Here is a 24,383-nt window from a genome sequence, read left to right as displayed (position 1 = left end):
CAATGGATTTTTCATAGGCTGGCCCGCTCCACCTATATACTTCGTCAACCCTCTTTTTCGACCGACTGAGAAACTATGCAAAAAGTCTTCAATCGCCGCACCGGCCGCGCCCAGCGCGGTTTCACCCTTGTCGAAATCATGGTGGTGGTGGTGATCATTGGTGTTCTGGGCGCGCTGGTCGTGCCCAAGCTGCTCGGCCGCACGGTCGAAGCGCGCATTACCGCGGCCAAGAGCGACATCAGCTCCACCATGACCGCACTGAACCTGTACAAGCTTGATAACCAGCGCTTCCCCAGCACCGAACAAGGCCTGAAAGCCCTGGTCGAAAAGCCCACCTCCGGCCCCGAAGCGCGCGGCTGGAAGAGCGGCGGCTACATGGACAAGCTGCGCAACGACCCATGGGGCAACCCGTACCAGTACATGCATCCTGGCGTAAAGGGTGAAGTCGACGTGTTCTCGCTGGGCGCCGACGGCCAGCCGGGCGGCACCGGCGATGATGCCGACATCGGCAACTGGGACATCTGAGGAGTCTCGTTTGACTGGAAGCCTGCAGGGCCGCAAGGCGAACGGCCGCGCCATGCGCGGCTTCACGCTGGTTGAGGTGATGGTCGTCCTGGTCATCATCGGGATCACGCTCGGCATGGTTTCCTTCAACGCGCTGCCAAGCCCGCGCCAGCGGCTGCAAAATGAGGCCAGCCGCATCGCACTGCTCCTGCAGCTGGCGCGTGATGAAGCGATTGTCCGCAACAAGCTGGTCGCCTTTGAGGCCGACTCCGAACGCTATCGTTTCTTGGTGCGCAACGAGTCGGGCTGGGAGCCGGTCACCAAGGAAGAGCTGCTGCGCGAGCGCGAGTTCAAGGGCGGGCCCATGAAACTGATGATCGATCCACCTTCGGCCGGCAGCGGCACGCCCATGCGCATCACGTTCGGCCGCGAGCCGGTAGACAAGCCCTTCGTGCTGACGCTGGCCATTGGCGACGACAGCGTTGCCGTGCGCGCCGACGGCATCGGCCACTTTGTCGTTGAATGAGCGAGATGATGCCTACTCCACGCCGGTCCCGCGGTTTTACCCTGCTCGAAGTGCTGGTGGCGCTGGTCATCGTCGGCACCGCGCTGGGCGCATCCATGCGCGCGGTGGGCAGCCTGTCGGCCAACAGCGCCGGCCTGCGCGCGGCCATGATGGCCACCTGGGCGGCCGAAAACCGGCTGGTGCAGATCCGGCTTGAAAACCAGTTTCCTCCCGTGGGCAAGCGTACGTTCGAGTGCCCGCAGGGCGAACTGAAACTGGTGTGCCAGGAAGAAGTGCTGGCCACCCCCAACCCTGCTTTCCGCCGGGTGGAAGTCAGCGTGTATGACGACGGCGCCATGGACCGCCGCATCATCAAGCTCGCGCAGCTGGTGCTGCAGTGATGCTGGCGTACGCGCATTGGCGCAGCCACGGCTTCACGCTGGTGGAGCTGCTCGTTGCCATCAGCATCCTGGCCATTGTGGCGGTGCTGGGCTGGCGCGGCCTCGATGGCGTGGTGCGGGCGCGCATCACACTCACCAGCCAGATTGAAGCCACGCGCGGCATGCAGCTGGCCTTTGCCCAGATGCAGAGCGACGCCGAACACCTCACCGACACCGCCACCATCCAGAGCCGCCCCAATCTGCTGGCCGCCAACGACAGCCTGATCATGGTGCGCAATGTCTATCACGAGAATGAACCGGCCCGGGTGCAGGTGATTGCCTACCGCGTGGCCGACGGCGTGCTGCAGCGGCGCGAATCGGTAGCCACGCGCGACCTGATGCAGCTCGACGCTATGTGGAAGGCCGCCACCAGCGGCACCGACACCACGCCCCCGGTGGCACTGCAGTCCGGCGTGCTGGGCATGACGGTGCAGACCTGGCAAAACAACGCCTGGGGCGCGCCGGCCATGGTCATGGCCGTCGATCCCAATTCGCCGCAGGCCTCCCAGGTCATCACCACGCCGGAGGGCTTGCAGATCGCCCTGCAGATCAAGGACGTGCCGGCCGCGCTGATCAAATCCTTCCTGCTCACGCCACGATGAACACTTTGCCTGTCCGCCAGCGCGGCGTGGCCGTCATTACGGCACTCCTGTTGACCACCCTGGCCGTGACGATCGTGGCCAGCCTGTTCTGGACCCAGCAGGTCCAGGTGCGGTCAATGGAAAACCAGCGCCTGCACCTGCAGACCAAGTGGATGCTGCGCGGCGGTATCGACTGGTCCAAGTTCGCGCTGGTGCGCTTCAACAAGGCCAGCAAGACCTCGCTGCACGACGTATGGAACACGCCGCTGGCCGAAACGCGGCTCGATCAATTTGTTGACCGCGAGCGCGTGGAAGGAGAAACTTTCGATGCGACGCTGTCGGGACGGATTGTGGACGCCACCTCGCGTTACAATCTAACAAATTTGGCGCTGGGGCCGCAGGTCGATCCTCTGCACCTGGAGATTTACAAGCGTTTGCTGGTCAACCTGCAGATCGATCCGGCGCTGGCCAAGAAGACGGCCGATGCGGTGGCACTGGGTTCGCCCCTGCCCCCCAAACCGCTGGGCGGGGGCGAAGCCATGCCGCCGATTCCGGGCGAAGGCCAGCCGCCGCAGCAACAGCAGCAACAGCAACAGCAGCAACCGGTGTCGCAGGGGCAGATTCGCACCACGGCGCCGATGGCGCTCACGCAGCTCGAGGACCTGTTGATCATCCCTGGCTATACGCCGGAAATCATCAACAAGCTGCGCGAGTACGTGATCGTGCTGCCGTCGATGGTCAATGGCCAGCCCGTGGGGCAGACCCGCGTCAACGTGAACACGGCCAGCGCGGAGGTGATCTCGGCCCTGATCCCGGGCTTTTCGCTGGCGCAGGGGCAGGCGCTGGTGGCGCAGCGCAAGCGCGCCGACTGGAATTTTGAGGCTGATTTTTTGAGCCAGCTGCATGGCGTCCCGCGCGAGCGGCATCCGGCGCAGCATGTGTATTCGATCACCAGCGAGTGGTTCCTGGTGCAGGCGCGGGTGCGGCTTGACCGCGCGGCGCTGGACTCCGAGGCCCTGGTGCAGCGTCCGGCGATGGCTGCGCCGGGCATGGCCCAGAAGGCCTACACGGTGTGGGTAAGGCAAAACTAGAACGAAAGCGAGACTGTTTGACTACTTTATTTATCCGCCTGCCAGCCCGCGCCGACAGCGAAGGCGCCCTGGCGCGCTTTGCCCTCGTGGCCGACGGTGGTTCGCTGGTACAGCAGGGTGAGGGCGCCTTGCGCGGCATGGGCGACGCCATTGCCGCCAGCCGCCACGTGGTACTGATCCTGGCCGCTGCCGACGTATCGCTGCTGGATGTGAAAGCGCCGCCGCTGTCACCGGCGCGCCTCAAGGCCGCGCTGCCCAACCTGGTCGAAGAGCAGATTCTGGGTGACCCGGAAGACTGCGTGCTGGTGGCCGCCCCGGCCCTGGTGGACGACGGCACCCGCACCGTCGCCGTGGCCCGCCGCGAGTGGCTCGAACAACTGGTCAAGTCGCTGCTGGCGCAGGGTGCGCGCACAGTGTCGGCCGTGCCGGCGCAACTGTGCCTGCCCATCGTGCCCGGCAATGTCTCGTGCGTCATCGACAGCGACGGCATCACCCTGCGTCATGGCGTATACCACGGCATGGGGCTGGCGCTGGAAGGCTCACCCGCGGTCGCCCTGCAGACGGCGCGCGCGCTGGCGGGCGAGGCGCCATTGCACCTGTACGTGGATGCCGAGCGGCTCGGCGAATACCAGGCGCTGGTGGCCGAAGCGGGTCCCGGCATATCGCTGGAAGCGGAAAATTGGGCGCACTGGATTGCCGGCGCCAGGAGCTCCACGCTGGACCTGGTCCCCGGACTTGGTTCGGCCGGCGCCCCCGCCCGCGACTGGAAAAAATGGCGCTGGCCGCTGCGCCTGGCGCTGCTGGCCGTGATCGTCAACCTGGTGGGCCTGAACGTGCAGCACATGCGCCTCAAGCGCGAGGCCGACGCCATCAACGCCAATATCAAGAAGACCTTCACGGCCGTGTATCCCACGGCCGTGGTCAGCGCTTTTCCGGTTGAGCAGATGCGCCAGAATATCGACCGTGCCAAGTCCGGCATGGGCCAGATCACGTCAAGCGAATTCCAGTACCTGGCGGCCGCCTTTGGCGAGGCCGCGCGCGCGCTGCCGCGGCCTGTGGAACTGGCCTCGCTGGGCTTTCGCGACCGCGCCCTGACCGTCAAGGTCAAGCCCGAGACGCTGGACCCTGCTGCAGCGGGCCTGTTGAAAACCTCGCTTGCCACCCGCAAGCTGACCCTGGACGACACCGGCGGCGGCGTCTGGATCGTGCGCAGCGCAGGAGAGAGCAAATGAATCCCGTCACTGCAATTGCCAATGTGCGTGAACGCGCTGCCCTGTACTGGCTGGCCCGCACCGAAAAAGAACGTACTTATCTGACCGTGGGCGGGGCCACGGTGGCCGGCGCCCTGGTCTACATGCTGTTGATCGACCCGGCCGTCACGGGCATCGCCACGCTGAACAAGAAGCTGCCCGAGATGCGCGAGCAGGCCGCGCGCGTGGAAGCGCTGGCGCGCGAGGCCGGTGACCTGGCGCGCCAGGCGCCGCCCCAGGTCACGCCCATGACCAAGGAAGCACTCAGTGCCAGTCTGGCGGCGCGCTCGCTGTCGCCCACCTCGCTGGCCATGACGGGCGACTATGCCAAGCTGCAGTTCACCAACGTGCCGTTTGCCGGTTTGTACAGCTGGCTCGACGCCCAGCGGCGCGACCACCGGATCGAAGTGCAGGACCTGGCCGTGACGGCAGGTACGCCCCTCGGCCAGGTGGATGCCACGCTGACGCTGCGCCAGGCCACAGCCGAAGCGGCCCGATGAAGCGCGCTGTGCTATGGTTGTCGGCTGTCGCCGCGACTGTCGCCCTGACCGTGCTGATATTTTTGCCCGCCACCTGGCTGGGCGAGATTGTCGAACAGCGTACCCAGGGACGTTTGACGCTGGGCGACGCGCAGGGTACGCTGTGGCGCGGTTCGGCCTATATCGGCGGTGCGGCAGCGAGCAACGGCGCGGTCACCCCGCTGCTGCCGGGACGCTTCAGCTGGCGCCTGTCGCCCCTGGCGCTGCTTGGCCAGGTCGACCTGCAGCTGGAAAATCCGGATGCGCTGTCGCAGCCGGTGACGGTCAGCGGCACCTGGTCCGAGTGGCAGGTCAGCCCGGCCACGGTCAATGTGCCGGCCGAGCGGCTGGCGGGACTGGGCGCGCCACTGAACACGCTGGCGCCCAGTGGCGCCATGCAGCTGTCATGGAGCACCCTTGGCCTGGCGCGCGCCGGCAATGCGCTTGACGTCAAGGGACGCACGATGCTGGCGATGAATGATATGGGCTCGCGCATGGCGCCGGTCAAGCCCCTGGGCAGTTATGAACTGGCCATGGACTGGAACGGACAGCAGGCGCAGTTGAATTTGAGGACAGTGCGCGGTGCGCTGCTGTTATCGGGAACCGGGTCGCTCGACAAAGGGCGCTTCCAGTTTGCCGGACAGGCAGAAGCTGCGGACGGATATGAAGAAACGCTGGGCAATCTCTTAAGTCTCCTGGGCCAGCGCCGAATGGTGGGCGGCAAGAACATTATCGCGTTAGAGTTTAAATGATGAAAAAACAGTCTGTAAGCACACTCCACACCCCTTCGCTGCGCCGTGCCGCTGCCGCCGTCATGCTGTGCTGCGCCGTTGCCGGCGCACCGGTCCAGGTAGCCGCCGCGCCGGAAGACCAGGCCGCGCTCAACTTCGTCGGCGCCGACATTGAATCGGTCATCAAGGCAGTCGGCCATTACACGGGCATGACCTTCATCATCGACCCGCGCGTCAAGGGCACGCTCACGCTGGTGTCCGAAAAGCCGCTCAGCAAGGCCGACACCTTTTCGCTGCTCACGTCCGCCCTGCGTCTGCAGGGTTACGCAGTGGTGACCTCCGACGGCTTTGCCAAGGTGGTGCCGGAAGCCGAAGCGAAGCTGCAGGCCTCGCCCACCCAGGTCGGCATCAATGCGCGCGGCGCCACCGGCGACCAGGTGGCCACCCAGATCTACCAGCTCAATTACGAGTCGGCGGCCAACCTCACCGCCGTGCTGCGGCCCCTGATTTCGCCCAACAATTCGATCATGGCCAACCCGGGCAACAATACCCTGGTCATCACCGATTACGCCGACAACCTGCGGCGCCTGTCCAAGATCATCGCGGCGCTCGATTCGCCGGTCAATGCCGACGTCGACATCGTGCCGGTCCGCTACGGCATCGCCTCCGACATGGCGGCGCTGATCGAAAAGCTGCTGCAGCCGGCGCCGGGCGGCGACTCGGGCCGCGTCACCGTGGTGGCTGATCCGCGCACCAATTCGCTGGTGGTGCGCGCGCCTTCGCGCGCCCGCGCCAACCTGGCCAAGTCGCTGATCGCCAAGCTTGACCAGCCAACCTCGGTGGCCGGCAACGTGCACGTGGTGTATCTGAAAAACGCGGACGCCACCAAGCTGGCAGCCACGCTGCGCGCGGTGGTTTCGTCCGATCCATCAGCGCTTCAGCCGAATCAGCAGGGAACGGCGGGCGGCAGCGTGCAGGTGGGCCAGCAGGGCAGCAATACCCAGGGTGGCGGCCAGGGTCTGGGCCCGGGACCTTCCAGCATGAGCCAACAGGCGCCCCTGCAGCAGGGAGGCGGCACCTCGACCGGCGCCGGCTTCATCCAGGCTGACGCTTCCACCAACACCCTCATCATCACCGCGCCGGACGCGATCTACCGCAACCTGCGCGGCGTGATCGACCAGCTCGACGTGCGCCGTGCCCAGGTCTACATCGAGTCGCTGATCGTGGAAGTGAACGCCGAAAACGCGGCGCAATTCGGCGTGCAGTGGGCCGGCCTGTCGGGCACCAACAGCAGCAAGTACCGTGTGGGCGCGCTGACTAATTTCGCCGGCGCCGGCACCAGCAACCTGGCAGCCCTGGCTGCAGCTGCCACCCCGGTTCCCGCGCCCGGTCTGACCATCGGCCTGTTCAAGATGATCAATGGTGAGCTGGGACTGGGCGCTGTGGCGTCGGCACTGGAGACGGGCGGTAACGCCAACATCCTGTCGACACCGAACATGCTCACGCTCGACAACGAACTGTCGACCATCAAGGTGGGCCAGAACGTGCCGATCATCAGCGGCCAGTTCACCACCCCGACCGGCGGCGCCAACGCCAATCCGTTCCAGACCATTGACCGCCGCGACGTGGGCCTGACGCTCAAGGTGCGCCCGCAAATTTCCGAAGGCGGCACCATCAAGATGGCGATCTACCACGAGACTTCGAACGTGGACGAGAGCACCCGCTCGTCGCCATCGGGCGTGACGACCAACATCCGCGTCATTGAAAACAACGTCATTGCCGATGATGGCCAGGTGATCGTGATCGGCGGCCTGATTCGCGACGATACCGGCAGCGGCGAAGAAAAAGTGCGCGGCCTGGGCGACCTGCCGCTGGTGGGCAACTTGTTCAAGTACCGCAGTCGGACCCGCAAGAAGACCAACCTGATGGTGTTCCTGCGCCCGGTCATCGTGCGCAGCAAGGAAGACAGCAACAGCATCGCTGCCGACCGCTACGACTACATGCGCTCGGCCGGCACGCGCGCCGCCACGCCGCAGGACTCGGTGGTCATGCCGGACTACGGCACGCCGGTGCTGCCGCAGCTGGTCGACGGCCAGCCGGCCAAGGGCGGCGCGATGGCAGCGGTGCCACCGAAGACGGCACCGGTTCCGGCCCCCGGCACCCTGGTGCGCCCGGGTTCGGCCAAGCCGGTCACGCCTTCCGCTGCGCAGCCTCTTTTCGTACCGGTGCAGCCAATGGCGCCGGTGAACAAGTAACGGCAAATCATGAGTAACCTTTTACCCTACGCTTTTGCGCGCGACTTCGGCGTGCTGGCGCGTCCCAGCGACGAAGCCGAGCAGACCGTCGAGGTGTGGATCTCGGGCGCCACGGCGCCGGCGGCGATTGCGGAAGTGTCGCGCCGCTTTGGGCGCATCGCCCTGCGCCGCATGGAGCGGGCCGACCTGGAAGCGGCCATTGCCAGCGCCTATGCCGGTGCAGGCGGCGACGCCTCGCAGGTGGCCGATGAATTCGACGCCGACCTTGACCTGACCAAGCTGCTGCAGGACGTCCCGGCCATCGAGGACTTGCTGGAGTCGTCCGACGACGCGCCTGTCATCCGCATGATCAACGCGCTGCTCACCCAGGCACTGCGCGAAGGCGCCTCCGACATTCACATCGAACCGTTCGAGCAGACGTCTACCGTCCGCTTTCGGATCGACGGCGCGCTGCGCGACATCGTACGGCCGCGCAAGGCGATCCACGCATCGTTGATCTCGCGGATCAAGATCATGGCGCAGCTCGACATTGCCGAAAAACGCCTGCCGCAGGACGGCCGCATCACCCTGCGGGTGGGCGGCAAGGGCGTGGACGTGCGCGTCTCGACCCTGCCTACCGGCCACGGCGAACGCGCCGTATTGCGTCTGCTGGACAAGGAAGCGGGCAAGCTCGATCTGTCGCACCTTGGCATGAGTGAAGGCTTGCTGCCGCAGTTCGATGCGCTTATCAACCAGCCGCACGGTATTGTGCTCGTCACCGGGCCAACCGGCTCGGGCAAGACCACCACGCTGTACGCGGCGCTGTCGCGCCTGAACGCCTCGACCACCAACATCCTGACCGTGGAAGACCCGATCGAGTACGACCTGATTGGCGTCGGGCAGACCCAGGTCAACGCCCGGATCGACATGAGCTTTGCCAAGGCCCTGCGCGCGATCTTGCGCCAGGACCCGGACGTGATCATGATCGGCGAGATCCGCGACCTGGAAACGGCGCAGATCGCGGTGCAGGCCTCGCTCACCGGCCACCTGGTACTGGCCACCCTGCACACCAATGATGCCGCCGCTGCGGTCACGCGTTTGCTGGACATGGGCATCGAGCCATTCCTGCTGTCGTCATCACTGCTGGGCGTGATGGCGCAGCGTCTGGTGCGCAAGCTGTGCGTGCACTGCAAGGTCAACGAAGGCGCCACGTGGAAAGCAGTGGGCTGCGACAAGTGCGGCCACACCGGCTACCACGGCCGCGTGGGCGTCTACGAGCTGCTCCAGACCACCGACGAAATCCGCGCCCAGATCCATAACCAGGCCTCGGAAGCGGATATTCGCGTGGCGGCCCAGCGCACCGGCATGAAAACCATGCGTGAAGATGGCGAGCGCTGGCTGCGTGAAGGCGTGACCACGCCGGCCGAACTGCTGCGCGTGACGAAAGACTAAGGACAATGCCAGCATTTCGCTACGAAGCCGTCGATGCGGGCGGTGCCACCCACAAGGGCGTGGTCAATGCCGATAGCGCCCGTTCGGCGCGCGCCGACCTGCGCGTGCAGGGGCTCACGCCGCTGGCGGTGGAAGCCATCGAGCTGCAGGTCGATGCGCAGGGCGTGGCGAAAAGCCGCGGCTTTCGCGAGCGTCTGTCGCAGGTGGAACTGGCGCTCTTCACGCGCCAGCTGGCCAGCCTGCTGGAAGCGGGACTGCCGCTGGAGCAGGCCTTTACCGCCTTGCTGGAGCAGGCCGAACGCCCGTATGTGCGCGACCTGATCGCCTCGATCCGCTCCGAAGTGATGGGCGGCGCGTCGTTCTCTGACGCGCTGTCGCGCCACCCGCGCGACTTTGCCGAAATTTTCCGCGCCCTGGTGGCCTCGGGCGAACAGATTGGCCACCTGGCGCGCGTGCTCTCGCGCCTGGCCGACTACATCGAACGGCGCAACGCGCTGGTGCAGAAGGTGCGTCTGGCGTTTACCTATCCGGCCATCGTCACCGTGGTCGCGTTTGCGATTGTGATCTTCCTGCTGACCTATGTGGTGCCGCAGATCGTGTCGGTGTTTGCCAACACCAAGCAGAAGCTGCCGTTCCTGACGGTGATGATGCTGGGCGTGTCCAACTTTGTGCGCAGTTACGGCATCGTGGTCGGTATCGCCCTGATCGCAGCGTTTGTGGCCTGGCGCCGCACGCTGCAAAATCCTGCCGTGAAGCGGCGCTGGCATGCCTGGCTGCTGACCGCGCCCATCTACGGCAAGTTCGAGCGCAGCCTGAACACGGCCCGCTTTGCCAGCACGCTGGCCATTACCACCGGTTCCGGCGTGCCCATCCTGCGCGCGCTCGATACCAGCCGCGATACGCTGTCCAACGTGGCCATGAAAGAGCTGGTGGAGCAGGCCAGCGCCAGTGTGCGCGAAGGCGTGAGCCTGGCGCGGGCGCTGTCGGCGCAGCGCCATTTCCCGCCCATGCTGATTCACATGATCCGCGCCGGCGAGATCACCGGCGAATTGCCGGCCATGCTGGAACGGGCCGCCAACTCGCAGCAGCAGGACCTTGAGCGCCGCACCCTGACCATTGCCGGCCTGCTCGAGCCCTTCCTGATCCTGTCCATGGGTGTGGTGGTACTGCTGATCGTGCTCGCGGTGCTCATGCCTATTATCGAAATTAATCAGCTGGTGCGGTAACCCGAGGAATTTGATGAAGCGTTTGCCCTTAATTTTCAGCCTGCTTGGATTGATCGCCCTGTCGGCGTCGGTCGCCTTCTGGTTTTTGAAACTGTACAAGCCCGAAACCCGTCCCATGGCCGCAATCGTGGAAGAGGGCGTGCCCGAACCGCAGGCCGATGCGGGCGCCACGCTGTTCGGCGGCCAGGTCGTCACGGTCGCGGTGAGTAACTACCAGCTCACCGGCGTGGTGTCGGCCGGGGCGGAGGGTGTGGCCATCCTGATGGCTGACGGCCAGGCTGCCAAGGCGGTCCAGGTGGGCAAGGAGATCGCCACCGGCGTGGTGCTGAAGGAAGTCCACCCCAAGCACGTGGTGCTGTCGGAAGGCGGCATCATCAAGCGGATCGAACTGGCCACCGACGACAAGGCAGCGGCCATGGGCGGGCTGGCCGCGCCGGTGGAGATGGACCCCGGGCAGCAGCAATTGCAGCAGCAGATGCAGATACAGCAACAGCAGATGCAGCAACAGCAGATGCAGCAGCAGATGCAGATGCAGCAAATGCAGCAGCAGCAAATGCAGCAAGGTACGGTGGCTCCGCAGGAACTGCCGGGGGCTGACGTGCCGGTGCCGCCAAACCAGCCGATGGAAGTGCCGGTCGCGCTGCCCCCTGGCGTACCGGCCCCGCCGCCGCCGGTGCAGATGCCGGCGCCCACGCGCAGCAGCAACGGCATGAACAACAACCAGATGCCGACCCAATAACTTGAAGCTCGCCCGCGCCATTGCGCTTGCCGGTGGATGCGCCATGGCGCTGGGGACGGCGTTCGCCCGGCCGCAGGCCGAGGGCGTACCAACGATCGCCCCGGCCGAGCGCCCGCGCGTGGCACTGGTACTGTCCGGGGGCGGTGCGCGCGGCTTTGCCCACATCGGCGTGCTGCGCGCGCTGCGCGACATGCGGGTGCCGGTGGACATGGTGGTAGGCACCAGCATGGGCAGCGTGGTCGGCGGCGCCTATGCGGCCGGCGTGTCGGTCCCGGACCTGGAACGCATGGCGCGCAATACCGACTGGGACCGCGTGGTCGCGTACCGGCCGGCGCGCGAAGACCTGCATTTCAGGCGCCGCGAAGAAGATGTCCTGCTCCCCTCGCGCATTGAATTCAGCCTGCATGGTGAAGGGGTTTCCCTGCCGCCTGCCGCTGCCGGCAATGCCGCGCTGGAGCGCACGCTCGGGCGCCTGATCCCGTCCGGCACGCGCGACCGTCCTGTGAGCCAGCTGGCACTGCCATTTCGTTCGGTCGCCTCAGACCTGCTTAGCGGCGACCTGGTGGACCTGGTCGACACGCCGCTGTTCCTCACCATGCGCGCCTCGCTGGCGGTGCCGGGCGTGTTCGCGCCGGTGCGGGTGAATGGGCGCCTGGTGGTGGACGGTGGCCTGGTACGCAACCTGCCGGTCGACCTTGCCCACAAGATGGGGGCCGATGTGGTCATTGCCGTCAATGTGGGCACTACCCTGGCAGCCGAGAAGGAGCTGCGCAGCGCGCTGGGCGTGGCCCAGCAGATGGTCAACATCCTCACTGAACAGAACGTGCAGCGCTCTCTCAAGGAACTGCGGACGCAGGACATCCTGATTTCACCGGCGCTTGACGGCGTAGGCTTCCTCGAGTTTCGCGACGCCGGCCTGGCCATCAAGGCCGGAGAAACGGCCGCCCATGCCATGGCGGCGCGCCTGGCCCCGCTGGCGCTGGAGCCGGCCGCGTACGCGCTGTTTGAAAACACCCGCCTGGCGCCGCCCCCGCTGTCGGACCAGCCGCTCAAGCTGGCGCGGGTCGACGTCGTGAGCACCGGCCGCGTGCATGCCAAAGTGCTTGAAACACAGTCAGGCCTGGTCGCTGGCCAGCAGCTCACGCGGGAAGAAGTGCGCGTCGCCGGCGAGCGCCTGTACGGGCGCGGCGATGTGGAGCGGGTCGAGACCGAGATCGATGACGATGGCGGCCAGCGGCGCGTGAAAATCACGGTGCAGGAAGCACCGTGGGCCACCAGCCGCCTGCGCGTGGGGCTGGAACTGGCCAGTGATTTCGATGACAGCAATTCGTTCGCGCTCAAACTGATGCACGTGAAGTCGTCGGTCAACAGCTGGGGTGGTGAGATTCGCACCGTGGCGCGGGTGGGCGACGCGCGCGAGTTCGGGCTGCAGTTCTACCAGCCGCTGGGCGCCGGCTCGCCATGGTACCTGGCGCCATCGCTGCAATATGGTTCGGCTGCGCGCGACCTGTTCTCGCAGGGCCGGCGCGTGAGCCGCGCCGTGTTTGCCGATACCACCGGCACCCTGGTGCTGGGACGGGAGCTGTGGTCGTGGGGCGACCTGCAGCTGGGCGTGACGCGCCAGCGTGCGGGCAAGCGCGCCGTCATACCCGACCAGACCGATGATACAGAGCGTGGCTATGGCACCACCCAGTTCGTCCGCTACCGGCTTGACACGCTCGACTCGCTGGGGTTTCCAAGCCGGGGCAACCTGGTGGAGGCGCGCATCGAAGGCTCGCCCGGCAACCGCGGCGTGGGCGCCCAGGCCACCACCTCGCTGATCGGCATGCACGCCTTCAGTGCCGGTAACTGGGCCGGCCATGTGTACGGCGAGTATGCGCACGCCAGGTATGGATTTTCACCGCTGTCGCTGGGCGGCTTCCTGCGCCTGTCGGGCACCGTGCCCGATTCGATCCAGGGCCGCAGCGTGGCCTTTGCGCGCGTGGTGTCGGCGCGCCGCATCGGCGCCCTGCCGCTGGCGCTGGGCGGCACCGTGCGCGCCGGCTTTTCGGTGGAGGTGGGCGGCGGCTTCGACCTGGAGCAGGCGGCGCCCGGGCGGCGCGTGAAGCAGGCCGTCAGCGGCTTCCTGTCAGTCGATACGCGCTTCGGTCCGGCCTACGTGGGCGCCGGCGCGACCAAGGACGGCAAGGGCACCATGTATCTGTTCCTGGGACCGACCTGGTAGGTTTGGCTGGCTTCAACCGCTGCCCGTGTCATCTGGCCGGCGCCATGCGCGCCCGGTCAGAAGCGCTATGCGAGGCCGCGCGCGAGATGGCGCCGCCGGGGCAGGCACAGCGCGGTGGACGAAGCGGCGCCTTATTTTCGGCGCAAGGCGGTAAAGGCCGCAAATTCCCATGAGCGAAAGCCGAGCAGCAGCGTCATGCCTTCGCGCTCGGCGGACGCCAGCTTGCGGTCGCCTTGATGCAGGCGCGCCAGTTCGCCGGCCAGCTGCTGGATTTTTTGCTGGAGCTCCTGGGCGCTGGCCGATGACAGCCGGGCCGGCAGGCACATCAGCATTTCACCATTGCCATCGAAGCGCCCGCCGAAATAATCGCCCACCACATGCTCGCGCACATACTGCTGCACCGGCCCGTCTGCGATCCAGCGGAAGGCGTTGGAGACGCGCATCGTATAGCGGTTGCCAGGCTTGAGTTCGATGAGGCCGAGGCGATCGAGCTCGACGAGCAGGCCGATGCATTCCGGCTCGCTCATGCTGTAGGTCTCGATGATCTGGTCCAGGGTCCAGTGGCCAAGGCAGCAGATGGCGACCAGCAGCAGGCGCGGATTGGCCATGAGCGACTTTTCCTGTGCCAGCGTGAGTGTGTCGGCATGGGGCGTGGCGTCGGCCGCCAGCCGCAGCACATCCTCCATGGGGATACCGGCGGCCTTGCAGATCTGCGCCAGGCGGGTGAGAGTCATATCCTTCTGGCCAAACATCCGCTTGACGCTGGATTCGCTCATGTCGATGCGTTCGGCCAACTGCCGGTAAGTGATATTGGCGGCGCGCAGCTGCGCTCTCAGCACTGCAAGAACCTGCTCGGGTGAACTCATTGAAAGCCTTGTGGGAGGGGATGTACTGCGGGACAGTACCGAATGTACCGAATAACGCGCCTTCGCACAAGCAGGTAGCACTTGTCGATATAAACAGAGAGACTACACCTCGATGGCCAGAAAGCGGGAGCCCGACAGGGTTTCCGCTGGCGGCCCACCCCTTCAGTTTGCTCTTCCATTTCCTCTCGCAACCCCTACGCCTCCCATTTTATTTCCCCAAACCAGGGTCAGACCACTTAAACGCGCTCAAAGCAATTTCCTATTGCCAGGGTCAGACCACTTAAAACGGCAAAAAGCAACTTGTCGGAGCGCGAGGCCGCAACTGCCTGCAACTTGCCGAATCGTCCTGGAAGTGCCCTTATTTTTTTGCTAGCTGATCGCCTGTTCTCCGCCCCGAAACTGACGGGAAGATGCCGCAGCGATAGCCAAGCGATATCGATAACGCGATCAATGGACCGCGAGCAAAGCAAAACGCAATTCCGGGCCGCGGTGCACGTGTTTTTGCGCGAGTCGCCGCAAGAATAATTGCTTTTGCCGCTTTTAAGTGGTCTGACCCTGGCAAGAGGAAATTGATTTTGGTGCGTTTAAGTGGTCTGACCCTGGTGGTAGGAAATTGTTGGCTGGGGGGCTGATGGACAAATGGAATGATGTGGCGGGGCAGAATTGCCCCGCGCGATAGCTGCTGCGCGGCGGAACTTACTCTTCTTCCGGCTCCAGCTTGGCCTTCTTGAGTGCGCGCTTGGCCGCGGCCCGCTCCTGCGCCGGCCCCTTGGCGTGCGGCCCGGCGGCGCGCAGCTTGGCCGCCACCGCCACCGGATTGCGCGGCGGCTTGGAGGCGACCTTGAGCATCATCTTCTGGCGCGTGGCCAGTGCCTTGTTCGCCATGGCCTTCCCTTACAGTACGTAGCGCGACAAGTCTTCGTTGTCGGCCAATTTGTCGAGCCGCTCGTTGACGTAGGCCGCGTCAATCGTCACCACCCGCCCGCTCGTTTCGCTGGCGGTAAAGGAGACTTCTTCCAGCAGCTTTTCCATGACCGTGTACAGGCGCCGGGCACCAATGTTTTCGGTGCGCTCGTTGACCGAAAACGCGATCTCGGCCAGGCGCGTGATGCCGTCAGCCGCAAAGTCGACCTTGACGTCTTCCGTTGCCAGCAGCGCTTCATACTGCTTGGTCAGGCAGGCGTCGGTGCTGGTGAGGATGCACTCGAAGTCGGCAATGGACAGCGATTCGAGCTCGACCCGGATCGGAAAACGCCCCTGCAGTTCGGGAATGAGGTCGCTCGGCTTGGCCAGGTGGAAGGCGCCCGAGGCAATGAACAGGATGTGGTCGGTCTTGATCATGCCGTACTTGGTGTTGACGGTCGTGCCTTCCACCAGCGGCAACAGGTCGCGCTGCACGCCCGCGCGAGAGACGTCCGCCCCGCCCACTTCCGAACGCGAGGCGATCTTGTCTATCTCGTCGAGAAACACGATGCCGTTCTGCTCGACATTCTGGATCGCTTTCTGCTTCATCTCGTCTTCATTGATGAGCTTGGCCGCCTCTTCGTCAATGAGCAGTTTCATCGCTTCGCGGATCTTGATCTTGCGCGGCTTCTTGCGCGCCGCGCCCATGCCGGAAAACATGCTCTTGATCTGCTCGGTCATTTCTTCCATGCCCGGCGGCGCCATGATTTCCATTTGCGGTCCCGCCTCGGCCACGTCAAGCTCGATCTCGCGCTCGTCCAGCGCCCCTTCGCGCAGGCGCTTCCTGAAGGTCTGGCGCGTGCTGTCGCCTTCCTTGCCTTCCTTGCCATCCTTGGCGTCGGCGGCCGCGGCCGGCTGGAAGCCAAAGTCGCGCGGCGGCGGCACCAGGATGTCGATCACGCGGTCTTCCGCGGCGTCTTCGGCCCGCTGGCGCACCTTTTTCATTTCCGCCAGCCGGGTCTGCTTGACGCCGATGTCGATCAGGTCGCGGATGATGGTGTCGACGTCGCGCCCCACATAGCCCACTTCCGTGAACTTGGTCGCTTCGATCTTGATGAAGGGAGCGTCGGCCAGACGCGCCAGGCGGCGCGCAATCTCGGTCTTGCCCACGCCCGTGGGGCCGATCATGAGGATGTTCTTGGGCGTGATTTCATGGCGCAGGGGCTCGGCCACCTGCTGGCGCCGCCAGCGGTTGCGCAGGGCAATGGCGACGGCGCGCTTGGCCTTGGCCTGGCCCACCACGTGCTTGTCCAGTTCCGAAACGATTTCAAGAGGGGTCATGTTCATAAGGTTCAGTCCAGCGTTTCGACAATGTGGGACAAATTGGTATAGATGCAGAGCTGGCCGGCGATGGTCAGCGCTTTGGTGACGATCTCGGCGGGCGACAGCTCGGTATTTTCGTGCAAAGCCTTGGCGGCGGACTGGGCGTAGGTGCCGCCCGAACCGATGGCGCCAATGCCGTCCTCGGGCTCGAGCACGTCGCCATTACCGGTAATGACGAGGGTCGATTCATGGTCGGCCACCAGCAGCATGGCTTCCAGGCGCCGCAGCACGCGGTCGGTGCGCCAGTCCTTGGCCAGCTCGACCGAGGCGCGCAGCAGGTTGCCCTGGTGCTTTTCCAGCTTGCCTTCGAAACGGTCGAGCAGGGTAAAGGCGTCGGCGGTGCCGCCGGCAAAGCCGCACAGGACCTTGCCCTGGTACAGCTTGCGCACCTTGCGGGCCGTGCCTTTCATGATGATGTTGCCAAGCGTTACCTGGCCATCGCCGCCCAGGGCAACTTGCTTGCCCCGGCGTACGCACAGGATGGTGGTGCCGTGAAATTGTTCCATATCTGCCTCTTAGTTAACTCTCCGGGGAAAATGGGGGTGTTAACGCCAATTGCAAGATAGTGCATATCGCCGGCAGCGATCTGCCGCCGATAAAACTCGGTGTCTAATACTTGTGCGGGAACATCCTGGCCACTTCCGAATAGCTCAGGAGTTTGAACAGCGCCGCCACCAGATGGTTCATGTCGCGGAACTCGATTTTTTTCTCGGCCGCGATCGGGCGCAGGCGGTTGAGCATGGCGCTGGCGGCGCCGTAGTCGACCCGCGCCAGGCGCGAGCAGTCGATGAGCAGGGTGGGCGCCTGGGCGGCGTAGGCGTCGATGGCGTCGAACAGGGCGTTGGCGCCGCTGTTGACCACCGAGGGCAGCATGAAGCATTCGGTGCGGGTGGGCGCGGTGATGGTGTTGGTGGTGGCCACGTGCTGCGGGGTTTCAAACGAGGGCGGCGACACTTCGAAGGTGACGCAGTAATCCATGGCCGTTTCTTCGAAATCCTTTTCGCGGTTGAGCAGCTGCAGCAGCGCCAGCAGCAGCATCCAGGGCGCTTCGCTGGCGTCGCGGTCGCCAATGGCAATGGTCGAGCGCACCAGTTCGGCCAGTTCCGCCGCGCCCGCCACGATCAGCTCGCGCTCGCGCTTGCGCAGCGTATTGAGCGTGTTCAGCATGAGCTGGCAGCCTTCCGGCGTCACGTCGGTGATGCGGCCGAACTCGAGGCGCAGCACCTGGTTGTCGTCGGCCAGTCCCAGCAGGCGCTCGAGGCGCGGTGCCACTTGCGCGTCGAGCACGCCGGCAAACACTTCGGTGGGGGTGACGCCGGCAAAGGCGGCGTCTTCGGCGCCGGCGGCGGGCGGCGGGGCCCAGGTGGGGGGCGACGTTTCAAACTGGCTCGCGTAATCGATGGCGACGTTGTCAAAATCGTCCTGGCGGCCCATGACCTGGTACAGGTCGAACAGCATCCACCACACCGTGCGGTCGGTGCGGCCCACATCGCGCAGGCTTTCAATGAGCATCTGCTCGGCCACGGCCATCTGGTCGTTGGCGAACATGATGGCGATTTCTTCGATGATGGGCGCGGTCTGGGCATGCACCGGGCTGTCGAGGCCGCCATCGTCGGCCAGCAGCTCCGTGGTGGCCAGTTCCAGCATGGGCAGGGTGTCGCCATCGTCGTCGGGACGGGACGGGGCGCCCGGGCGGCGGCGCGGGCCGCTGCCCCAGGCCGGTTCCGGCGTATTGAAAATGTCATCGGCCATGGCAGACTCGATGGCGTCGATCTTGGCGGCGGTGGCGCGGGCAATTTCACGCTGGCGGGCGCGCTCGGCGTCGCCGTCAAGGATCAGGCGTGACGGTTCGCCGCGCAGGCGCGATTCAGGTGCCGTCTCGGCACCTTCCGGCTGCTGCTTTTTTCCCTTGAAAATGGAGAAAATTCCCACGTCGTTCCCTGTTTCTTCTGTAGCGCCCGCCTGACCGGCAGGGCAGGTCCGCCCAGCCCTTACCTTAGCACGGCGGCGCGGCGGCTGTGCAGCGTCACGCGATGTTCATCGCCCATAGCGATAGTGTAGCCGAAGGGCAAGCTTTGCGTTCGCACGAATGGCGCCTTGCCAAAACAAAAAAGCATGCGCCCGAAGGCTGCATGCTTTGTCGATGGCAGGCACCAGGCGAATCAATCGCCGTACAGTTTCTGTTTCAGTTCGCGGCGCTGCTGGGCTTCCAGCGACAGCGTCGCGGTCGGGCGCGCGATCAGGCGTGGAATGCCGATCGGCTCGCCCGTTTCCTCGCACCAGCCATAGTCGCCGGCATCGATGGCGGCAATCGATTGCTGCACTTTCTTGAGCAGCTTGCGCTCGCGGTCGCGCGTGCGCAGTTCGAGCGCGTGTTCTTCTTCGATCGTGGCGCGGTCAGCCGGGTCCGGCACCAGCACGGTTTCGCGCAGGTGTTCGGTGGTCTCGCCTGCATTCTTGAGCAGGTCTTTTTCCAGCTGCTGCAGGCGGGCCTTGAAGAACGCGAGCTGGTCGGCGTTCATGTAGTCCTTGTCGTTCATGCTCCGGATTTCGTCTTCCGAGAGGATGCGGCCTTCTGTATTGGCGGCTGGGGTCGATTTAGTTGTTTTGGTCATGACTTCACTTACCTTCGATACGACAGAGGTTTTCATTTTATCAGCTAACTCGGCTGTGACACCTCCTGCTGCGGTGCGCGCGCCTGTTTCGCCAACCTGAACGGGAGCTTGCGCGACCGTCTTTTTCGTACACACTGCAACTGCTTCTGGTACTGCCGGCGTCGCGGCGCGCTGCGCCGTGCGTTTCGGTGCCGCTGCCGCCTTGCCCGGCGTCTTGCCCGCCGCCTTGACTGTCGCCGGCTTGACTGCCGCCGCCTTGACTGTCGCCCTCGCAGGCGCCGTCTTGACTGCCGCGGCCGGCGCCCCCGCCTTCACGGCCGGCTGCGCCGTCTTGCGGGCCGCTGCAGCCTTGGCCGCACCTTTTACCGCCCCCTTTGCCGGCTTGCGCTCCTCCGGCTTGGGCGCTGCTGCACCGGTGGCGGGCCGGGCTGCCACTTTCGCCCTGGCTGCAGGCGTCTTCGCTGGCGGCGATAATACACCGGCGATCTTCTTGGCCAGTGCACTGGCAACTTTCTTGATCACGCCAGTACCGGCGGTCCCGGCCTTGCGTGGCGTTTTCGCTACCGTGTCCTTCATCTTGCCATCCCGATGGTTTCCCCGCGCCGTGCCGCACGCAGTGGCAATTGCGTCAATCAAGGTGACGCACTGCCGCGCTGGCGCAGGCGTCTATGTGATCGTAAAACCGGGATAGTTTATACCAAACATTGTTCCAAACCACGGATAAAGACATCTTTCGGTAAATTTTTGCCAATAAACACCATCTTGCTCGCGCGCGGCTCATGTTCGGCCCATTTTGCGCCCAGGTCACTGCCCATAATCTGGTGCACCCCCTGGAACACCACCTTGCGGTCAGCCCCTTCCATCAGCAGCACGCCTTTGTAGCGCAGCATGCGGGGGCCGAACACCTGGACCAGGCTGCCGAGAAACTGGTCCAGCCGTTCTGGGTCGAACGCCCGCTCGCTCTTGAAGACAAAGGCGGCAATGTCGTCACTGTGGTGGCTGTGATGGTGGTCGTGCGCATTGTCGTGCTCACCGGAATGCGCATCCTGACTGTGGTCGCAGGCTTCGGTGTGTACATGTTCGTGGCCGTGATCGTGCGCGTGATCGTGCGCTTCATCCTGGGTCAGGAAAGCGGGATCGAGTTCGAGCTTGTCATTGAGGTTGAAACCGCGGATGTCGAGCACATCGGCCACCGGTGCGTGCCCGAAGTCGACATGGCTGATCGGCGCGCGTGGATTCATGCGCGCCAGGCGCGCTTCCAGCGCCTTGACCGATGCCGCATCGACGAGGTCGGTCTTGGACAGGAGGAGCTTGTCGGCAAAGCCAACCTGGCGCTGGGCTTCTTCGTGCTGGTCGAGCTGGTCCATGGCATGGCGGGCGTCGACCACGGTGATGACGGCGTCGAGCATGTAGTGGGCGCCGACTTCCTCGTCCACAAAAAAGGTTTGCGCCACGGGGCCGGGATTGGCCAGGCCGGTCGTTTCGATGATGATGCGGTCAAAATCAAGCTCGCCCGCCTCGCGCTTTTGCGCCAGGCTGGTCAGCGCCACGATGAGGTCGCCACGAACCGTGCAGCAGATGCAGCCATTGTTCATTTCCACAATTTGCTCGCCGCTGTCCTGCACCAGGATGTCGTTGTCGATGTTTTCCTGGCCGAACTCGTTTTCGATGACGGCAATCTTGAACCCGTGCTGCTCGCGCAGGATGCGGTTGAGCAGGGTGGTCTTGCCGGCCCCGAGGAAGCCGGTGAGGATGGTGCTGGGAATGAGAGCCATGGCTGTGCGCAGGTGAAATCAACGAGCGATTATGCCGCAAAACGATATTTGCATCCAAATGGCTGGCAATAGCTTGATTCGGATCAGGAAGCGCAGTGATTTGCCGGCGTGCGTGCAAGCGCGCCTACTTGCCCCCGTCCCTGGCCTTGGCCCGGGGATGGGCCTTGTCATACACCTCGGCCAGGTGCTGGAAGTCGAGCGCCGTGTAGACCTGGGTCGAGGTGATGCTCGCGTGACCCAGCATTTCCTGCACCGCGCGCAGGTCGCCCGACGATTGCAGCACATGCGAGGCAAACGAGTGGCGCAGCACGTGCGGATGCACATTGACGCTGGTGCCGACCCTGAGCGCATGGGCCTTCAGGCGCAGCTGCACCACGCGCGCCGACATGCGCGCCCCGCGTGCGGAGACGAACAAGGCGGCGCTGCCATCGGCGGGGGGCGGGCGCACGGCCAGCCAGGCCTGGAGCGCCTCCAGCGCGTGCCTTCCCACCGGCACCTTGCGCATCTTGCCGCCCTTGCCGGTGACCACCACTTCGCCTGCTGCCAGGTCGAGCCAGCCCAGCGAGGCGGCGCGCCCGTCCTGGCCCCGGGCATACGCCACATCCACGCCCACCAGTTCGGACACCCGCAGCCCGCTCGAGTACAGCAGTTCGAACATGGCGCGGTTGCACAGCGCGGCCGGTTCCGGATGGGCGGGCCCGTGGGCGCCGCCCGACACCAGGTGCACGGCATCGTCCACCGACAGGGCCTTGGGCAGCGGTTTGGCAGCGCGCGGTGCGCGTACGGCATCGACCGGATTGGCCGCCAGGCCGGCATCGCGTGCCAGCCAGTTGAAAAAGCCGCGCCAGCTCGACAGTTTGCGCGCAATGGTGCGCGGACTGTGCCCCTGGGCATGCAGGCGCGCGGCCAGGCGCCGGATGTCATTGTGCTGTACTTCCTGCCAGGCCGTGTCCGGCAGCAGGGCGGCCAGTTCGGCCAGGTCGCGCCGGTAGGCGCCAATGGTATGGACAGAGAGCTGGCGCTGGGTGGCCAGCTGCGACAGGTAGCGTCCGGCCAGGTCCAGCCGTCCGGCGCCGTCCATTTACCTGGCGCGCAGGGCGGCCAGCGCCGCGCTGGCCGTTTCGCCGATGTGGATCAGGAAGTCGGTGGCCATGTGCGCCGTGAAGCGCTCCGGATCGGGCGAACCCATGATCAGCAGGCCGAAAGCCTGGCCTGCACGCTCGCCGCCATTGCTGCGTAGCGCAATGATGACGGTGGACGCGACCGCGGAGGCGTCGTCCAGCCAGCGCACGGCCTCGAAGTCATGGTTGCTGCCGCAATAGGGCGCCAGCAGGCTGTTGGCGAACAGGCGCGCATCTTCCGACACGCCCTGGGCATACCATTGCGCTTCGTGGCCGCTTTCCAGTTGCCACAGGCGCAGCGTGGCCTGGGGCACGCCGAAGTGGGTGCGCAGGCCATCGGTCACCGCCGCTGCCATGTCGCCGCCGTCGCGCGCGGCCAGCAGGCCCTGGGTCCAGGCATGGAACTTGTTGGCAATGGCGGCATTGTACTGCGCCAGGTGGATCAGTTCGGACATGCGCAGTTCGAGCGCCTTGTACTTGTCGCGCATGACTTCCATCTGGCGCTCCTGGAGCGACACGGCCTTGCCGGTCAGCGGGCTGGACAGGCGCACCTGGCCCAGCAGCCCGGCGTGTTCTTCGAAAAAGTGCGGATTGTCGGCCAGGAAGGCGGCGACGGCAGAGGAATCCAGTGTTGCGGTCATTGAGGTCGGTCAGTTCGGCTGTGAAGTACCGGCATTCTAACCGAGCGTGGCACGGGGGCATAAAAAAAAGACGCCCGCAGGCGTCTTTTTGTTGGTATGGCAATGATCAGAAGCGGTGACGGATACCGAGCTGCAGCGAGTGGCTGCTTTCGCCCGCGACCTTGGTGAAGCCGCCCGGAGCGCCGGCCACGCCAGGGGTGTACTGGCCATCGTTCTGGTTCTTGATGTGCGCGAACACGGTGTACACGTCGGTACGCTTGGACAGGTTGTGGTCGTAACCGATGGCCATCAGGGTGGCATCGCTGTCGGAGGCGGTACGGTCGTTCTGGCGTGCAACGGAAGCCATGATGCGGCCGGCGCCGATGCGGTAGTGCAAGCCAACCTGGGCGCTGTTCGAATCGATCTGCGTGTTGCGCGTGATGTTGGTCACGAAGATGTTACGCAGGGCGCCGCGGGTGACCGGGTCGAGCATGGCGAAAGCCGGTGCCACCGAGGTGTCGTAGGTGGCGATGTAGTCCGGCAGCAGGGCCGAGTTGTAGTTTTCCTGGTCGTGGTAGCCGGCGAAGAACTTGAAGTCGCCCATGGTGTAGGAACCACCAATGGTCGAGGTGGTCAGGCTGCGGCGGTCGGCCAGGTCGTGGCCACGGTTGTGCGCCACGCCCACGTCAAAGCCGTTGGCCTTGTAGGTCACGGCGGCGCCGTAGAACTTGTTGTAGCGGCCCAGGTAGCCGGAATTCTTGAAGCCGTACATCAGCGAGCCGCCGATACCCTGTGGCGTGGCGATGCGGTACTGGATCGACTTTTGCGAACGAATGTCAGCGCCGATGGCGGTGAAGCCGGCGGTGCCGCCGGTGATGCCGCCCCAGGCGCCGCCGGTGCCGTTTTCAAACGTGTCGGCAGCAGCAAACACTTCGTAGCCAGGGGTGTACATGCGGCCCATCAGGATGGCGCCCACAGGAGTGACCAGGCCGACCATGGCGGTGCGGTCGAACAGGGCTTTTTCACGGTTCACGGCAGCGTCGCCGAAGCCGCGCAGGCCGGCAGCCAGGCCGGCGCGCGCTGCCGCCGGCAGGCCGCCCATGCCCTTGAGCAGGTAGAAACCGTCATTGTTGTGCAGCAGGGCCGGGGTCTGGGTACCGGTGTCGAGTTCAACGCGTGCTTCCAGCTGGAAAATCGCCTTGTAGCCGCCGCCGATGTCTTCCGTGCCTTTGAAACCGATGCGCGAGCCATCCGCGCCGCCGCTTGCCAGCTTGGTCTTTTCATTTTTGGTCTTGACCACAGCCATGTCGGCGATGCCGTAGATCTGCACGCTCGATTGGGCCAGCACAGGGGCGGCGAAAGAGGTAGCGATCACACCAGCGAGTAATTTAGTCTTCATTGCGTCTCCAGGATATTAAATTTGTGTAAAAACGAACGTGCGTACTAATTCGTTTTGACCAATATGCCATCGTTCAAGTTGCTTGTACAGAAAGCCGATGAGCGGATGTTGTTGCGGTTGCAGAAATGACACAAAGCCTTGCCGCCGATGTCATTTCACTATCCCGGCCCATCAGCAAGGAGGGCGAAGCGGGTTGCCCCTGGCTT

Annotated in this window: 23 protein-coding genes; 13 read left to right on the top strand and 10 right to left on the bottom strand. The window is 64.9% G+C overall.

Annotated elements, in window-relative coordinates:
• Positions 1 to 75: 75 nt before the first annotated feature.
• The 13 genes from gspG to KY495_RS07415 are packed head-to-tail and all read left to right on the top strand — an operon-like array spanning position 76 to position 13,495.
• The gene (gene gspG, locus KY495_RS07475; RefSeq protein WP_219883041.1) at positions 76 to 525 is read left to right on the top strand and encodes a type II secretion system major pseudopilin GspG; all 450 of its coding nucleotides are present in this window, start codon (positions 76 to 78) and stop codon (positions 523 to 525) included.
• A 52-nt stretch (positions 526 to 577) separates the two neighbouring features.
• Positions 578 to 1,030 carry a GspH/FimT family pseudopilin gene (locus KY495_RS07470; protein ID WP_229518610.1) on the top strand — a complete coding sequence of 151 codons (453 nt, stop codon included), beginning with the start codon at positions 578 to 580 and terminating at the stop codon, positions 1,028 to 1,030.
• Positions 1,031 to 1,035: 5 nt separating this feature from the next.
• Positions 1,036 to 1,410: a type II secretion system minor pseudopilin GspI gene (gspI, locus tag KY495_RS07465; RefSeq protein WP_374040994.1), complete on the top strand. Its 375-nt coding sequence runs from the start codon at positions 1,036 to 1,038 to the stop codon at positions 1,408 to 1,410.
• Entirely contained in the window at positions 1,410 to 2,051 is a 642-nt protein-coding gene (locus KY495_RS07460; RefSeq protein WP_219883040.1) for a type II secretion system protein J, read from the top strand. Before gspI ends, KY495_RS07460 begins: the two co-directional genes overlap by 1 nt.
• On the top strand, positions 2,048 to 3,121 hold the full coding sequence (gene gspK, locus KY495_RS07455; RefSeq protein WP_219883039.1) for a type II secretion system minor pseudopilin GspK: 1,074 nt from the start codon (positions 2,048 to 2,050) through the stop codon (positions 3,119 to 3,121). The genes KY495_RS07460 and gspK overlap by 4 nt, the downstream gene beginning before the upstream one ends.
• 17 nt (positions 3,122 to 3,138) lie before the next feature.
• Complete coding sequence (gspL, locus tag KY495_RS07450) at positions 3,139 to 4,353, top strand: type II secretion system protein GspL (RefSeq protein WP_219883038.1); 1,215 nt, start codon at positions 3,139 to 3,141, stop codon at positions 4,351 to 4,353.
• Positions 4,350 to 4,871, top strand: coding sequence for a type II secretion system protein GspM (gspM, locus tag KY495_RS07445; protein WP_219883037.1), 522 nt, complete (start codon positions 4,350 to 4,352; stop codon positions 4,869 to 4,871). The genes gspL and gspM overlap by 4 nt, the downstream gene beginning before the upstream one ends.
• Positions 4,868 to 5,641, top strand: coding sequence for a type II secretion system protein N (gene gspN, locus KY495_RS07440; RefSeq protein ID WP_219883036.1), 774 nt, complete (start codon positions 4,868 to 4,870; stop codon positions 5,639 to 5,641). The genes gspM and gspN overlap by 4 nt, the downstream gene beginning before the upstream one ends.
• The gene (gene gspD, locus KY495_RS07435) at positions 5,641 to 7,875 is read left to right on the top strand and encodes a type II secretion system secretin GspD (RefSeq protein ID WP_219884151.1); all 2,235 of its coding nucleotides are present in this window, start codon (positions 5,641 to 5,643) and stop codon (positions 7,873 to 7,875) included. Before gspN ends, gspD begins: the two co-directional genes overlap by 1 nt.
• Positions 7,876 to 7,884: 9 nt before the next feature.
• A complete protein-coding gene (gene gspE / locus KY495_RS07430; protein WP_219883035.1) occupies positions 7,885 to 9,306 on the top strand; it encodes a type II secretion system ATPase GspE in 1,422 nt (473 codons plus the stop codon).
• A gap of 5 nt (positions 9,307 to 9,311) precedes the next feature.
• Entirely contained in the window at positions 9,312 to 10,532 is a 1,221-nt protein-coding gene (gspF, locus tag KY495_RS07425) for a type II secretion system inner membrane protein GspF (protein WP_219883034.1), read from the top strand.
• Between the two features lie 13 nt (positions 10,533 to 10,545).
• Positions 10,546 to 11,271 (top strand): type II secretion system protein N, encoded by a 726-nt coding sequence (locus tag KY495_RS07420; protein WP_219883033.1) that lies wholly within the window; start codon positions 10,546 to 10,548, stop codon positions 11,269 to 11,271.
• 1 nt (position 11,272) lies between these two features.
• A complete protein-coding gene (locus KY495_RS07415; RefSeq protein ID WP_219883032.1) occupies positions 11,273 to 13,495 on the top strand; it encodes a patatin-like phospholipase family protein in 2,223 nt (740 codons plus the stop codon).
• A 131-nt stretch (positions 13,496 to 13,626) separates the two neighbouring features.
• Here KY495_RS07415 and KY495_RS07410 read toward each other — a convergent pair whose 3' ends face one another.
• From KY495_RS07410 to KY495_RS07365, 10 genes are all read right to left on the bottom strand, one after another.
• A complete protein-coding gene (locus tag KY495_RS07410) occupies positions 13,627 to 14,361 on the bottom strand; it encodes a helix-turn-helix domain-containing protein (RefSeq protein WP_219883031.1) in 735 nt (244 codons plus the stop codon).
• Positions 14,362 to 15,057: 696 nt separating this feature from the next.
• Entirely contained in the window at positions 15,058 to 15,246 is a 189-nt protein-coding gene (locus tag KY495_RS07405; protein ID WP_219883030.1) for a hypothetical protein, read from the bottom strand.
• A gap of 9 nt (positions 15,247 to 15,255) precedes the next feature.
• Positions 15,256 to 16,611, bottom strand: coding sequence for an ATP-dependent protease ATPase subunit HslU (hslU, locus tag KY495_RS07400; protein WP_219883029.1), 1,356 nt, complete (start codon positions 16,609 to 16,611; stop codon positions 15,256 to 15,258).
• 5 nt (positions 16,612 to 16,616) lie between these two features.
• Complete coding sequence (gene hslV / locus KY495_RS07395) at positions 16,617 to 17,153, bottom strand: ATP-dependent protease subunit HslV (RefSeq protein ID WP_219883028.1); 537 nt, start codon at positions 17,151 to 17,153, stop codon at positions 16,617 to 16,619.
• A gap of 103 nt (positions 17,154 to 17,256) precedes the next feature.
• Positions 17,257 to 18,579: an STAS domain-containing protein gene (locus KY495_RS07390; RefSeq protein ID WP_219883027.1), complete on the bottom strand. Its 1,323-nt coding sequence runs from the start codon at positions 18,577 to 18,579 to the stop codon at positions 17,257 to 17,259.
• A gap of 230 nt (positions 18,580 to 18,809) precedes the next feature.
• Complete coding sequence (gene dksA, locus KY495_RS24015; RefSeq protein ID WP_229518524.1) at positions 18,810 to 19,838, bottom strand: RNA polymerase-binding protein DksA; 1,029 nt, start codon at positions 19,836 to 19,838, stop codon at positions 18,810 to 18,812.
• A 116-nt stretch (positions 19,839 to 19,954) separates the two neighbouring features.
• Positions 19,955 to 21,037 carry a GTP-binding protein gene (locus KY495_RS07380; protein WP_219883026.1) on the bottom strand — a complete coding sequence of 361 codons (1,083 nt, stop codon included), beginning with the start codon at positions 21,035 to 21,037 and terminating at the stop codon, positions 19,955 to 19,957.
• Positions 21,038 to 21,161: 124 nt separating this feature from the next.
• Entirely contained in the window at positions 21,162 to 22,118 is a 957-nt protein-coding gene (locus KY495_RS07375) for a tyrosine recombinase XerC (protein ID WP_219883025.1), read from the bottom strand.
• Positions 22,119 to 22,799, bottom strand: coding sequence for a DUF484 family protein (locus KY495_RS07370; protein WP_219883024.1), 681 nt, complete (start codon positions 22,797 to 22,799; stop codon positions 22,119 to 22,121).
• A 106-nt stretch (positions 22,800 to 22,905) separates the two neighbouring features.
• Positions 22,906 to 24,177 (bottom strand): porin, encoded by a 1,272-nt coding sequence (locus KY495_RS07365; protein WP_219883023.1) that lies wholly within the window; start codon positions 24,175 to 24,177, stop codon positions 22,906 to 22,908.
• Positions 24,178 to 24,383 lie beyond the last annotated feature (206 nt).

The sequence above is a fragment of the Massilia sp. PAMC28688 genome (assembly GCF_019443445.1).
In the GTDB taxonomy this organism is placed as follows: Bacteria; Pseudomonadota; Gammaproteobacteria; order Burkholderiales; family Burkholderiaceae_D; genus Telluria_A.
This window is presented reverse-complemented; position numbering and strand designations above follow the sequence as displayed.

Bases quoted from the DNA above. Each gene is read 5' to 3' on its own strand.
- KY495_RS07370 (WP_219883024.1), bottom strand. From the start codon at position 22,799: ATGACCGCAACACTGGATTCCTCTGCCGTCGCCGCCTTCCTGGCCGAC.
- KY495_RS07420 (WP_219883033.1), top strand. From the start codon at position 10,546: ATGAAGCGTTTGCCCTTAATTTTCAGCCTGCTTGGATTGATCGCCCTG.
- KY495_RS07365 (WP_219883023.1), bottom strand. From the start codon at position 24,177: ATGAAGACTAAATTACTCGCTGGTGTGATCGCTACCTCTTTCGCCGCC.
- KY495_RS07405 (WP_219883030.1), bottom strand. From the start codon at position 15,246: ATGGCGAACAAGGCACTGGCCACGCGCCAGAAGATGATGCTCAAGGTC.
- hslV (WP_219883028.1), bottom strand. From the start codon at position 17,153: ATGGAACAATTTCACGGCACCACCATCCTGTGCGTACGCCGGGGCAAG.
- KY495_RS07375 (WP_219883025.1), bottom strand. From the start codon at position 22,118: ATGGACGGCGCCGGACGGCTGGACCTGGCCGGACGCTACCTGTCGCAG.
- gspE (WP_219883035.1), top strand. From the start codon at position 7,885: ATGAGTAACCTTTTACCCTACGCTTTTGCGCGCGACTTCGGCGTGCTG.
- dksA (WP_229518524.1), bottom strand. From the start codon at position 19,838: ATGAAGGACACGGTAGCGAAAACGCCACGCAAGGCCGGGACCGCCGGT.
- gspF (WP_219883034.1), top strand. From the start codon at position 9,312: ATGCCAGCATTTCGCTACGAAGCCGTCGATGCGGGCGGTGCCACCCAC.
- gspK (WP_219883039.1), top strand. From the start codon at position 2,048: ATGAACACTTTGCCTGTCCGCCAGCGCGGCGTGGCCGTCATTACGGCA.
- KY495_RS07470 (WP_229518610.1), top strand. From the start codon at position 578: ATGCGCGGCTTCACGCTGGTTGAGGTGATGGTCGTCCTGGTCATCATC.
- KY495_RS07380 (WP_219883026.1), bottom strand. From the start codon at position 21,037: ATGGCTCTCATTCCCAGCACCATCCTCACCGGCTTCCTCGGGGCCGGC.
- KY495_RS07460 (WP_219883040.1), top strand. From the start codon at position 1,410: ATGCTGGCGTACGCGCATTGGCGCAGCCACGGCTTCACGCTGGTGGAG.
- gspG (WP_219883041.1), top strand. From the start codon at position 76: ATGCAAAAAGTCTTCAATCGCCGCACCGGCCGCGCCCAGCGCGGTTTC.
- KY495_RS07410 (WP_219883031.1), bottom strand. From the start codon at position 14,361: ATGAGTTCACCCGAGCAGGTTCTTGCAGTGCTGAGAGCGCAGCTGCGC.
- gspI (WP_374040994.1), top strand. From the start codon at position 1,036: ATGATGCCTACTCCACGCCGGTCCCGCGGTTTTACCCTGCTCGAAGTG.
- gspD (WP_219884151.1), top strand. From the start codon at position 5,641: ATGAAAAAACAGTCTGTAAGCACACTCCACACCCCTTCGCTGCGCCGT.
- gspM (WP_219883037.1), top strand. From the start codon at position 4,350: ATGAATCCCGTCACTGCAATTGCCAATGTGCGTGAACGCGCTGCCCTG.
- gspN (WP_219883036.1), top strand. From the start codon at position 4,868: ATGAAGCGCGCTGTGCTATGGTTGTCGGCTGTCGCCGCGACTGTCGCC.
- hslU (WP_219883029.1), bottom strand. From the start codon at position 16,611: ATGAACATGACCCCTCTTGAAATCGTTTCGGAACTGGACAAGCACGTG.